This is a genomic window from Geodermatophilus sp. URMC 65 (assembly GCF_053502545.1).
In genome coordinates this window covers 4,769,251-4,781,168 of sequence record NZ_CP199954.1, presented here as the reverse complement: position 1 = coordinate 4,781,168, position 11,918 = coordinate 4,769,251, and the positions used below count along the sequence as shown (strand labels likewise).

At 74.6% G+C, this 11,918-nt stretch carries 10 protein-coding genes; 6 read left to right on the top strand and 4 right to left on the bottom strand.

Features of this window, described 5'->3' with window-relative positions; genetic code table 11:
• The first annotated feature begins 4 nt into the window (after window positions 1-4).
• The 3 genes from ACWIX7_RS23140 to ACWIX7_RS23130 all read left to right on the top strand — a co-directional run bounded on the left by ACWIX7_RS23140 (window position 5) and on the right by ACWIX7_RS23130 (window position 3,718).
• A complete protein-coding gene (locus ACWIX7_RS23140; RefSeq protein ID WP_448618744.1) occupies window positions 5-1,180 on the top strand; it encodes an acyl-CoA dehydrogenase family protein in 1,176 nt (391 codons plus the stop codon).
• A gap of 7 nt (window positions 1,181-1,187) precedes the next feature.
• Window positions 1,188-2,339, top strand: coding sequence for an acyl-CoA dehydrogenase family protein (locus tag ACWIX7_RS23135; RefSeq protein ID WP_448618743.1), 1,152 nt, complete (start codon window positions 1,188-1,190; stop codon window positions 2,337-2,339).
• Between the two features lie 125 nt (window positions 2,340-2,464).
• Entirely contained in the window at window positions 2,465-3,718 is a 1,254-nt protein-coding gene (locus ACWIX7_RS23130) for a serine hydrolase domain-containing protein (protein WP_448618742.1), read from the top strand.
• A 6-nt stretch (window positions 3,719-3,724) separates the two neighbouring features.
• On the opposite strand, the gene ACWIX7_RS23125 is transcribed toward ACWIX7_RS23130, so the two are convergent.
• Window positions 3,725-4,546, bottom strand: a complete 822-nt coding sequence (locus ACWIX7_RS23125; protein WP_448618741.1) for an HDOD domain-containing protein — start codon at window positions 4,544-4,546, stop codon at window positions 3,725-3,727.
• A gap of 32 nt (window positions 4,547-4,578) precedes the next feature.
• Window positions 4,579-6,642, bottom strand: coding sequence for a putative bifunctional diguanylate cyclase/phosphodiesterase (locus ACWIX7_RS23120; protein WP_448618740.1), 2,064 nt, complete (start codon window positions 6,640-6,642; stop codon window positions 4,579-4,581).
• 292 nt (window positions 6,643-6,934) lie between these two features.
• Here ACWIX7_RS23120 and ACWIX7_RS23115 point away from each other — a divergent pair, with 292 nt between their 5' ends.
• From ACWIX7_RS23115 to ACWIX7_RS23105, 3 genes are read left to right on the top strand one after another with little or no spacing between them, the layout of a single operon-like run.
• The gene (locus tag ACWIX7_RS23115) at window positions 6,935-8,533 is read left to right on the top strand and encodes a Re/Si-specific NAD(P)(+) transhydrogenase subunit alpha (protein WP_448618739.1); all 1,599 of its coding nucleotides are present in this window, start codon (window positions 6,935-6,937) and stop codon (window positions 8,531-8,533) included.
• A gap of 1 nt (window position 8,534) precedes the next feature.
• Window positions 8,535-9,941, top strand: a complete 1,407-nt coding sequence (gene pntB, locus ACWIX7_RS23110) for a Re/Si-specific NAD(P)(+) transhydrogenase subunit beta (protein ID WP_448618738.1) — start codon at window positions 8,535-8,537, stop codon at window positions 9,939-9,941.
• A 55-nt stretch (window positions 9,942-9,996) separates the two neighbouring features.
• Window positions 9,997-10,440, top strand: a complete 444-nt coding sequence (locus ACWIX7_RS23105) for a hypothetical protein (protein WP_448618737.1) — start codon at window positions 9,997-9,999, stop codon at window positions 10,438-10,440.
• Here ACWIX7_RS23105 and ACWIX7_RS23100 read toward each other — a convergent pair.
• The gene (locus ACWIX7_RS23100) at window positions 10,437-10,991 is read right to left on the bottom strand and encodes a DUF4334 domain-containing protein (RefSeq protein ID WP_448618736.1); all 555 of its coding nucleotides are present in this window, start codon (window positions 10,989-10,991) and stop codon (window positions 10,437-10,439) included. The genes ACWIX7_RS23105 and ACWIX7_RS23100 overlap by 4 nt on opposite strands.
• Window positions 10,992-11,064: 73 nt before the next feature.
• Complete coding sequence (locus tag ACWIX7_RS23095) at window positions 11,065-11,907, bottom strand: pentapeptide repeat-containing protein (RefSeq protein ID WP_448618735.1); 843 nt, start codon at window positions 11,905-11,907, stop codon at window positions 11,065-11,067.
• Window positions 11,908-11,918 lie beyond the last annotated feature (11 nt).

The window sequence follows — 11,918 nt, the reverse complement described above, 5'->3', positions numbered from 1 at the left end:
CCCGATGCGGTTGCAACTGTCCCCGGAACTGGAGGCCTTCCGGGAGGAGATGCGGACGTTCTTCACCACCCAGGTGCCGCAGGAGATCCGCGACACCGTCGCGGCCCGCCGGCACGTCTCGAAGGACCAGTACGTCCAGACCCAGCGGATCCTGAACGCCGCTGGGCTCGCCGTACCGCACTGGCCCGTGGAGTGGGGCGGCAGGGACTGGACGCCGCTGCAGCGGCACATCTGGCGCGAGGAGATGCAGCTGGCCTGCGTGCCCGAACCGCTGGCCTTCAACGCCAGCATGATCGGCCCGGTGATCGCGGCCTTCGGGAACCAGGAGCAGAAGGAGCGGTTCCTGGCCAAGACGGCGAACCTCGACATCTGGTGGTGCCAGGGCTTCTCCGAGCCCGACGCCGGCTCCGACCTGGCCAGCCTGCGCACCACCGCCGTCCGCGACGGCGACGACTGGGTCGTCAACGGCCAGAAGACGTGGACGACGCTGGGCCAGCACGCCGACTGGATCTTCTGCCTGGTCCGCACCGACCCGACCGCGGAGAAGAAGCAGCGCGGCATCTCGCTGCTGGTGTTCCCGATGGACACCCCCGGCGTCACACTGCGGCCGATCGAGCTCATCGACGGCAGCTTCGAGGTCAACGAGGTCTTCTTCGAGGACGTCCGCGTGCCGGCCGAGAACCTGATCGGCGAGGAGAACCGCGGCTGGGACTACGCGAAGTTCCTGCTCGGCAACGAGCGGGTGGGCATCGCGCGGGTCGGCAGCACCAAGCGGCTGCTGGCCCAGGCCAAGGCGTACGCGCAGGAGGTCACCGTGGGCGGTCGCCCGCTGGCCGAGGACCCGCGCATGGCCAGCCGTATCGCCGAGGTGGAGAACGAGCTCCTCGCGCTCGAGCTGACCGCGCTGCGCGTGGCCGCGCACTCGGCCGACGGCAAGCCGCACCCGGCCTCGTCGGTGCTCAAGCTCCGTGGCTCGGAGCTCCAGCAGGCCGCCACGGAGCTGGTGGTCGACATCGCCGGCCCGCTCTCGCTGTCCTCGTTCGCCGACGGCGGCTCCGAGGTCCCCGACTGGGCCCGCGTGGCCACGCCGGAGTACCTCAACTACCGCAAGGTCTCCATCTACGGAGGCTCCAACGAGGTGCAGCGCACCATCATCGCCGGCACGATCCTGGGGCTCTGAGGCAACCGTGGACTTCACCTTCGACAGTGAGCAGAACGACCTCCGGGAGGCCGTGCGCGGTCTGCTGGAGCGCGCCTACGGCGACGGGGAGCAGCGCCGCCGGGTGACCGGCACCGACCCCGGCTTCGACGAGAAGACCTGGTCGCGGCTGGCCGAGATGGGGCTGCTGGGGCTGCCCTTCGCCGAGGAGCACGGCGGCATGGGCGCCGGGCCGATCGAGGTGGCGATCGTCGCCGAGGAGATCGGCCGGGTGCTCGCGCCCGAGCCGTTCGTCGAGGCGGTCGTGCTCGCCGGCGGCCTGGTCGCCGCCGTCGGCACCGACGCCCAGAAGGGCGAGATCCTGGGCGGCATCGCCGAGGGGACGACGCTGGCCGCCGCCGCGCACGCCGAGCCGGGCACCCGCTGGAGCCCGGCTGCCGAGGCCGTCACCGCGAGCCAGGACGGCGACTCCTGGACGCTCACCGGCGTCAAGGAGCCGGTCCTCAACGGTGCGCGGGCCGACGTCCTCGTGGTCTCCGCGGTGGTCGACGGGGGGACGGCGCTGTTCCTCGTCCGCGGCGACGCGGCGGGCCTGACCCGCAGCGGCTACCGCACCCACGACGGCGGCCGCGCGGCCAACGTGCGCTTCGAGGGCACCCCGGCCGAGCTGCTCGGCGAGGGCACTGCGGACCGCACCGCGGAGATCGAGCGGGTGCTCGCCGAGGCGCGCACCGCCTACGCCCACGAGGCGATCGGCTCGATGGACACGGCGCTGCGCACCACCGCCGAGTACCTTAAGACCCGCAAGCAGTTCGGCGTGACGCTCAACCGGTTCCAGGCGCTCACCTTCCGCGCCGCGGACATGTACGTCTCGCTCGAGCTGGCCCGCAGCACCGCGCTGTGGGCGTCGATGGTGGCCGACGCCGGCGGGGACGTCGTCACCGCCGCCGACCGCGCCCGGCTGCAGACCAGCCGCGCCGGCCGGCACATCGGCAAGGAGGCGATCCAGCTGCACGGCGGGATCGGCGTGACCGCCGAGTACACGATCGGCCACCACACCAGCCGGCTCACCGCCATCGACCACGTCCTCGGCGACGGCGACTGGGCGCTGTCCCGCCTCGCCGCGGACGTGACCGGGCACGAGACCGTCGACCCGTTGGGTGCGCCCTACACCGGCTGAGCAACGAGCGAACGGCCTGCGGCCGGCGTCCCCACGTGCGACGCCGGCCGCAGTCGTCTCCCGGTCCGGACACGCGCGGCCTTCCACCCGGCCGCGCGGTGCCCGGCGGTCCCTAGCCTCCCGGTGTGCTCACGTCCCCGCTGCTCGTGCCGCTCCTCCTCGCGGTCGCCGGCCTGGCCGGCTGGGGCGTCGCCCGGCTCGTCCGCCGCAGGCGCGGCCGGACGGTCACCGCGCTGGTGGCGGCCCTGGCCTTCCTCGCGGTCACCGCCGGGGGCGTGCAGCTGTGGGCACTGGCCGCGCTCGACTCCTCCGCGGTGGCGCGGGCGGTCGTCTGGCGCGACGCCGACGTCGACGACTGGCGGCGCTTCCCGGCGCTGCCGGTCCCCGCCGGCCCGCAGACCCTGCAGCTCCGGCCGGCGTCCCTGCCCGACGGCGTCCTCGACGAGGTGACCGTGCCCGACGGCGGGACCGAGGACCTGGACGCGCTGCTCGAGCGCACCGGGACCCAGGCGTTCCTCGTCCTGCGCGGCGACGAGCTGGTCGTCGAGCGGTACCTGCACGGCGGAGGGAGGGAGGCGACCCAGACGTCGTTCTCCGTCGCCAAGTCGATCCTCTCCACCCTGGTCGGCATCGCCCTCGACCGCGGCCAGATCGGCAGCCTCGACGACCCGGTCACCATCTACGTGCCGGAACTGCTGGACCGGGACCCCGACTTCGCCCGGGTCACCCTGCGGTCCCTGGTCACCATGTCGTCGGGGCTGCACTACGAGGAGCACGGGCTGCCCTGGAGCGACGACTCGGTCACCTACTACTCCCCCGACCTGCGCGCGACGGCCCTCTCGGTGGAGATCGACGAGGCCCCGGGCGTCCGCTGGCACTACGACAACTACAACCCGCTGCTCGTGGGACTGGTCCTGGAGCGGGCCACCGGCACCCCGGTGGCCGAGTACGCGAGCGAGGTGCTGTGGCAGCCGCTCGGCGCCGAGGCCGACGCGTCGTGGAGCGCCGACAGCGAGGCCTCCCGCTTCCCGAAGATGGAGAGCGGCTTCAACGCCCGGGCCGTCGACTACGCCCGCTTCGGGTACCTCGTCGCGCACGAGGGCAGGGTCGGCGACCGGCAGGTGGTGTCCGCGGCCCGGATCGCCGAGGCGACCGCCCGCGACACCTCCGCCGACCCGGCCGAGCACTACCAGTACTGGTGGTGGGTCGACACCGAGCGGGAGGGGCGCTTCTCCGCGCGGGGCAACAAGGGCCAGCACGTCTACGTGGACCCGGCCACCGACGTGGTCGTCGTCCGGATGGGCCGCGAGTACGGCATCGACGACTGGCCCGCGGTCCTGCGGGACGTGGCCGACCGGGTCCAGGCCGCCGGGTCGTGAGCGGCCCTACTCCCCGAGCACCCCCAGGCGCAGCTCGTCGGCCTCGGCGCACACCCGGTCCAGCGCCGCGACGACGACGTCCTCGCCGAGCTGCCCGCCGGTGAGCTCCTCGACCGGCACCGGCACGTGGTCCGCGACCGTCAGCCGGGTGGCGACCTCCAGGGCCGCCCGCAGCAGCGCGCCGTCCTGGCTGCCGTGGTCGTCGACCGCGCCCAGCGGGGTGACCATGCTCGGTGGGAAGCCCCACTGCTCGAGCGCCACCGCGGTGAGCCGGAAGGCGTGGATGCCGTAGCGGCGGACCTCGGCCGCCCGGCGACCGGCGGCGGTCGGCTCGGCGGCCGCCAGTTCGGCGTAGCCCTCCGTGTCGCTGTGGTGCAGCAGCGCGACGCCCAGGGGCGCGAGCAGCCCCAGGCACAGCGCGTCCTGCGGCCGCTCGCCGAACCGCGGGGCCAGCGTGGCGGCGGCCAGTGCGACGCAGGTGCTCATGGCCCAGAACCCCTCGGGCAGCCGCGACTCGTCGTCCAGGCCGGACAGCGCGACGGCGGCCATGGTGCGCACGGTGGGGAAGCCGACGACCGTGACCGCGACCTGCAGCGAGGTGACCCGCCCGCGCATGCCGAAGTAGGCGGAGTTGGCCAGCTTCATCACCCGCCCCGCCAGCGCCACGTCGGAGGCCAGGGTCCGGGCGAGGGTGCGCGCGTCGGTGTCGTCGGAGTCGGCCATCGACACGATCTGCGCGGCGGTCGGTTCCTGCGCGGCCATCGTCTCGATACTGCTCAGCACCGCCTCGAGGTCGAAGGACTGCGTGGTGGCCAGGGTCGTGGGCACGGCTGCTCCCGGGAGGACGAGGCGGCTGACGGTCATCGGGTGTGGGCGGCGTACCAGGCGGCGGCGCGGGAGCCGGTCATCGGCCGGGCGAGGGCGAAGCCCTGCAGGAAGCCGGCCCCGAGGTCGGCGAGCCGCGCGGACTGCTCCTCGGTCTCCACCCCCTCCGCCACGCTCGTCAGGCCGAGGCTGCGGGCCAGCGCGATCACCGCCGAGGCGATCTCGGGGTGCCCGTCGGCGAGCTCGGCGACGAACGAGCGGTCCACCTTGAGGACGTCCACCGGGAGGTGGCGCAGGTAGGACAGCGACGAGTAGCCGGTGCCGAAGTCGTCGATGGCCAACGAGACGCCGAGGTCGCGCAGCTGCACGAGCACCTCGCGGGCCGAGGCGGGGTCCTCCATCAGGGCAGACTCGGTGATCTCGATCTGCAGCCGCGCCGGGGCCAGCCCGTGCCGATCCAGGGCGGTGACCACGTGGCCGTGCAACCGGTCGTCGAGCTGCAGCGCCGAGACGTTGACATTGGCCCGCTGCGGGGCGGCGTCGCCGAGCACGCGGTCCCACTCGGCCAACTGGCGGCAGGTCTCGTCGAGCACCAGCAGGCCCAGCGCGCCGATCAGCCCGCCCTCCTCGGCCAGCGCGACGAACACCGCCGGGCTGATCGGGCCACGGCGTGGGTGGTGCCAGCGGGCCAGCGACTCGACGGCCACCGGGGCGCCGTCGGCGGCGCGGAAGATCGGCTGGTAGAGCAGCGTGATCTCCCGCCGCTCGATCGCCTCGCGCAGCTCGGCGACCAGCCGCAGCTTGTCCCGCGCCTCGGCCCGGGCGCTCGGGTCGAGCACGGTGATGCGGCCCTTGCCGCCGGCCTTGGCCTGGCACACCGCGATGTCGCCGTCGCGGACGAGCTCCTCCGCCGTGCCGTGCTCGGCGGTCTGCACGGTGACGCCGATGCTGGCGTGCGGGCGGACGTCGACCCCGCTGAGCCGCAACGGCTGGGCGAGCGCCGCACCGATGCGCTCGGCCAGCGCCACCGCGGCGTCCTCGTCGAGGTCCGCGCAGACGACGACGAACCCGTCGCCGCCCGGGCGTGCCACCAGGTCAGCGGACGGCACCGTGGCGCGCAACCGGGTGGCGACCTCCACGAGCAGCTCGTCACCGGCGGCGTGGCCGAGGGACTCGTTGACGACGGTCAGGTCGTCCAGGTCGAGGGAGATGACGGCCAGGCCGCCGGCGCCGGGACGGAACCGCTCGGCCACCCGCTCGGCGAGCAGGCTGCGGTTGGGCAGCCCGGTGAGCGGGTCGTGGTGCGTCTGGTGCTCCAGCCGGGCCTCGAAGGCCAGCCGGTCGGTGATGTCCTCGATGGTGCCGACGAAGCCGGCCCCGACGCCGGGGGTGAACAGTTGCGAGAAGCGGATGACCGTCGTCCGCTCGGTGCCGTCCGCGCGGACCAACCGGGCCCTGGTCTCCCCGTCGTGCCCGCCGAGGACGGCGACGACCTGCTCGATGACGGCGTCGAGGTCGTCGGGGTGCACCGTGGCCATCCAGCCGGTGCCGAGCAGCTGCTCGGCCTGCAGCCCGACCAGGCTGCAGAAGGCGTCGTTGACGTGCGCCAGCCGCATGCCCTGCTCGGAGAGCAGCGTGGGCACCGGGGAGCGCTCGGCCAGCGTGGCCAGGCGCCGCTCGTGGGCGTCGGCGGTGGCCCGCAGGACCCGCTCGGACCCGCTGTCGGCCGGGACCACCTGCAGCGTCCACGTCCGTCCGCTGGGCGTGGGGGTGCACAGCACGAGTGCCCCGACGAGGGCGCCGCTGGCGGTGCGGACGGACAGGTTCATGCGTGCGCTGCGCTCGGGGCGGAGCAGCAGTCCGGTCTCCGCGCCGCGCAACGACGGCATCAGCGAGGCGACCGGCAGCCACCGCAGGTCGTCCGCCCCGTAGCCCAGCAGCTGCGTCGCGCCCTCGTTGCCCCAGACGATCCGCGGCGTCCCGTCCACGACCTCGGCCACCAGGAGCACGAGGCCGTCGCTCACCGCGGCCCCGTAGAAGACCGACGAGACGATCTCCGCCGGCACCAGTGGCTCAGCGGTCGCGGTCGTCGCTGACACGCGCCCCCCTCCCGAACAGGCGTCGACCGGCATCCGTGCCCCTCGTCCGCCTGGACAGGAGTACGGCACCCGGGGGTGCGTCCACCAGTCGTGGGACGGCGGCCTCACCCTCCCGGGGTGCACCCTCGGCCCCGCAGGCGCGGAGGCGGCGCCCGCTGCGGAGGGTGACGCAGCCCACTCACGGAGGAGTTCCGCGGTTCGGCATGATCTCCCTGGCTGCGCCACCGGTGCACGCCGTTCCGGACCGACCCGTCCCCGGCTCCGTCGCCGAGGATGGGCGGCGACCGACCCCGTGCAGGAGGAACCGGACGTGCTCATCGGAGTCCCTCGGGAGACCCGGCCCGGCGAGACGCGCGTGGCGGCTACGCCGACCACCGTGCGCCAGCTGACCGCGCTGGGCTACGACGTCGTCGTCGAGACCGGCGCGGGGGCGGCGGCCAGCTTCCCCGACGACGGCTACCACGGGGCCGGGGCCCGGGTGGGGACGGCGGCCGACGCGTGGGGCGCCGACGTCGTCCTGCACGTGGCCAGGCCGACGCCGGAGGAGGTCGGGCGGCTGCGCGAGGGCGCGGTGCTGGTCAGCACCCTCGCGCCCGCGCTCGACCCGGACCTGCTGGCGACCCTGGCCGCCCGGCCGATCACCGCGCTGGCGATGGACGCCGTCCCGCGGATCAGCCGCGCGCAGTCGCTGGACGTGCTCAGCTCGATGGCCAACATCGCCGGTTACCGGGCGGTGATCGAGGCCGCGCACGCGTTCGGCCGCTCCTTCACCGGCCAGGTCACCGCGGCGGGCAAGGTGCCCCCCGCGACGGTGCTCGTCGTCGGCGCGGGCGTCGCCGGGCTGGCCGCGATCGGCGCGGCCAGCAGCCTGGGTGCGATCGTGCGGGCCACCGACGTGCGCCCCGAGGTGGCCGAGCAGATCGCCTCGATGGGCGGTGAGTACGTGGGGGTGCCGGCCTCCCCCACGGACGGCACCGAGCAGCAGGGCGGCGGCGGCACCGGCTACGCGAGCGTGACCAGCGAGGACTACGACCGGCGAGCCGCGGCGATGTACGCCGAGCAGGCCCGCGAGGTCGACATCGTCATCACCACGGCGCTGATCCCCGGCCGCCCGGCGCCGCGGCTGATCACCGAGGAGATGGTGGCCAGCATGGCGCCGGGCAGCGTGGTCGTGGACATGGCCGCCGCGCAGGGCGGCAACGTGGCCGGCTCGGTGCCCGACGAGGTCGTCGTCACCGGCAACGGCGTCACGATCATCGGCTACACCGACCTGCCGGGCCGGCTGCCCGGCCAGGCCTCGCAGCTGTTCGGCACGAACCTGGTCAACCTGGTCAAGCTGCTCACCCCCGGCAAGGACGGGCAGCTGGTGCTCGACCTCGACGACGTCGTCCAGCGCTCGATGACCGTGGTGCGGGACGGCGAGCTGCTCTGGCCCCCGCCGCCGGTGCAGGTGTCCGCGGCACCGGCTGCTGCGCCGGCACCGCGCCCGGCCCCGCCCGCGCCCGCCCCGAGGGAGCCGCGCTCCCCCGCCCGGACCGCGGCCGTCGTCGGCGTCGCGGCGCTGCTGCTGTTCCTGGCCGCCGCGTTCTCCCCGAACCAGCTGATCGGCAACCTGACGGTGTTCGCCCTGGCGGTCGTCGTGGGCTTCTACGTGATCGGCAACGTGCACCACGCGCTGCACACGCCGCTGATGAGCGTCACCAACGCCATCTCCGGGATCATCGTGGTCGGCGCCCTGCTGCAGATCGGCCACACCAGTGCCGTGGTCACCGTGCTGGCCACGGTCGCCGTGCTGGTGGCCAGCATCAACGTCTTCGGCGGCTTCGCCGTGACCCGCCGCATGCTCGGCATGTTCACCCGCGGGCCGGCCCGCGCCACCACGGAGCGCTGACATGACCGCCACCTCAGCCGCTGCCGCGGCCTACATCGTCGCCGCGCTGCTGTTCGTGCTCAGCCTCGCCGGGCTGTCGCGGCACGAGACCGCCAAGTCGGGCAACGCCTTCGGCATCGCCGGCATGGCGATCGCCCTGGCCGCGACCGTCGGGCTGGCCGCCCGCAGCCTCGAGGCCGCCGCCGTCGGGCTGATCGTCGTCGCCATGGCCGGCGGCGCAGCCATCGGACTGTGGCGGGCCCGCCGGGTCGAGATGACCGGCATGCCCGAGCTGATCGCGCTGCTGCACAGCTTCGTCGGCCTGGCCGCCGTCCTGGTCGGCTGGAACGGCTACCTGTCCGTCGAGGCGGACGCCGGGCAGCAGACCGAGGTGCCGGCCGACCTGCTCGGCATCCACTCCGCCGAGGTCGTGATCGGCGTCTTCATCGGCGCGGTCACCCTCACCGGCTCCATCGTCGCCTTCCTCAAGCTCTCGGCGCGGATCAAGAGCAACCCGCTCATGCTGCCTGCCCGCAACTGGCTGAACCTCGGCGCGCTGGTGGCCTTCGCCGCGCTCACCGTCGTCTTCGTCGTCTCGCCGTCGCTCGGGGTGCTGGCGGCGGTCACCGTGCTCGCGCTGGCGCTGGGCTGGCACCTGGTCGCCTCGATCGGCGGCGGCGACATGCCGGTCGTCGTGTCGATGCTCAACAGCTACTCGGGCTGGGCGGCCGCGGCGTCGGGCTTCCTGCTCGACAACGACCTGCTGATCATCACCGGCGCGCTGGTCGGCTCCTCGGGTGCCTACCTCAGCTACATCATGTGCCGGGCGATGAACCGCTCCTTCCTGTCGGTGATCGCCGGCGGATTCGGCAACGAGGGCAGCACCGCCTCCGGCACCGAGGACGGCGAGCACACCGAGATCACCGCCGAGGAGGTCGCCGAGCTGCTGCGCGACGCCGAGTCGGTGGTGATCACGCCCGGCTACGGCATGGCGGTGGCCCACGCCCAGTACCCGGTGGCGGAGCTGACCCGCACGCTCACCGAGAAGGGCGTGGAGGTGCGGTTCGGCATCCACCCGGTGGCCGGCCGGCTGCCCGGCCACATGAACGTGCTGCTGGCCGAGGCGAAGGTGCCCTACGACATCGTCCTGGAGATGGACGAGATCAACGACGACCTCGCCAAGACCGACGTGGTGCTGGTCATCGGGGCGAACGACACGGTCAACCCGGCCGCGCTCGAGGACCCGGGCAGTCCGATCGCCGGCATGCCGGTGCTGCAGGTGTGGGAGGCCGAGCACGTCGTCGTCTTCAAGCGGTCCATGAGCACCGGCTACGCCGGCGTGCAGAACCCGTTGTTCTTCCGGGAGAACACCCGGATGCTCTTCGGCGACGCCCGCGAGCGGGTGGAGGACATCCTCAAGGCCCTGTGACCCTTCCGGCGGACTGGCGGTTGCGGCGGCGGCCCGGGTCCCCGACGGTGGGCACGTGGACCCCTTCCGCGGCCTCGGCCTCCCCCGCATCCCGGGGCTGTCCGAGCTGGTCGACGTCCTGCAGAAGCAGACCGAGGCGCTCGCGCAGCTGCCACGGACGATCGCCGACCTCAACGCCGCCGTCCGCGAGCTGATCACCGCCACGCGGGTGGCGACCGAGACCATCGCGTCGGCGCAGCGGACCGCTGAACGGCTGGAGGGCCTGGTCGAGGAACTCGAGGAGCCGGTGCGGGCACTGCGCCCCGGGCTCGAGCGCGTGGGGCGGGTGCTGGACGACCCGGCCATCGAGACCGTGCCGGACACCCTGCGCACCGTCGCCGACGACCTGCTGCCGCTGGTGCACGGGCTGCGGCAGGCCACGGATCGGGTCGGCTCGGTCACCGGCTTCCTGCGCCGCCACGCGCCCGGGAACAAGGACCGGCCGGAGGACGACCTCTAGGCGGTCTCGCGGGCCCGTTCGAGCAGGAAGGCGAACGGGCCGGGTAGGCCGCGCATGTCCATGAGCCCGAGCAGCAGGTCCGGGGTCACCCGGCGGAAGACGTCGACGACCGGCAGCCGGTCGTAGACCAGCGCCGCCGTGGGCACCCCGCGGTGCACCACCGCGCGCAGCCGGGCGGTGGGACGGCGGGTGGTCAGCAGCGGCCGGACGGCGGTGAACGCCAACCGGGCCGGGGCGCTACGGGCCAGACCGGGGGCGCGGCGCAGCAGGGTCAGCGGCGCGGGCGCGGGGTCGATCGGCCGCGGCCGGCCCGCCCGGTCGGGGAACAGCAGCGGGTGCACGGTGTCGGCGTCGCGCACCTCCTTGCCCCACCAGCGGTGCGCGGGAAGCAGACCGTCGAGCGGTGAGCCGGTGGGCAGCTCGGCGCCGCGCCAGCGGCCGGTCATCTCCTCGACCGCGACACCGGGCAGCCGGTCGGCGAGGGCCAGGACGTCGGCCGGCGCCGCCCCGCCGCGGTGCCGCTCGACCCAGCGGCGGGCGTCGTCGCTCACGAGTCCTCCTCGCCGGCGCTCGTCGGGCGCGCTCCCGGCGCTGCTGTGCCGACCGGTGAGCTCGCGAGCTCGCTCACGCCGCCTCCCAGTGCGCCGGGTGCTCGAGCCCGGCTGGCAGCCGGGTCGCGGCGTCGCCGCGGGCGCCGGCCACCTGGCGCCGGGTCAGGAACAGCGCGCCGGAGAGGTCGGCGCCGCGCACGTCCGCGCCCCGCAGGTCGGCGCCGAGCAGGTCGGTCAGGTGCAGGTCGGCACCGCGCAGGTCCGCCCCGATCAGGAGGGCTCCGCGCAGGCTGACGCCGCGCAGGTCCCCGCGCCGGAGGTCGGCACCGACGAGGTCGGCGTTGCGCCGGTCGGCCCGCCGCCGGCCTCCTGCGCGCGGCCGGACGCCCGCCCGCGCCAGCTCGCTCACCGACAGCAGCAGCGCGCCGGCCTCCGCCTGCAGAGCGCCGGCGTCGACGGCCGCGAGCTCGTCGGGTCCGGCGGCGGCGAGGCCGGTGGCGCGCTCGTGCGCGGCGGCCAGCTCCCGGTGCAGCGGCTCGGCGGCGTCGAGCGCGAGTGCCTCGGCGAGGTACCAGAGCAGCTCGTGCAGCAGCCGTTGGACGCCGAAGGCCGCGAACACCGCCGCCGCCTGCTCCGGGGAGTCCCGCCAGTGCGGGGCGCCGGCGAAGGTCACCTGCACCGTCTGCTGCCCGGCACCGAAGCAGTCGAACACCGTGCAGCCGGGGAAGCCGCGCTCGCGCAGCTGCGCGTGGATGCCGCAGCGGTCGTCGTCCCGCAGGTTCGGGCAGGCCCGCCCGGCCGGCTTGTCGATCGCGAAGTCGGCCGAGGCGGCGAACGCCGGGGCGACGCAGCACAGCCCGGCGCAGCGGGTGCAGTCCGCGCGCAGCCGGGCGCGGACCGCGACGGCGTCGGGCACGGGCGCTCCTC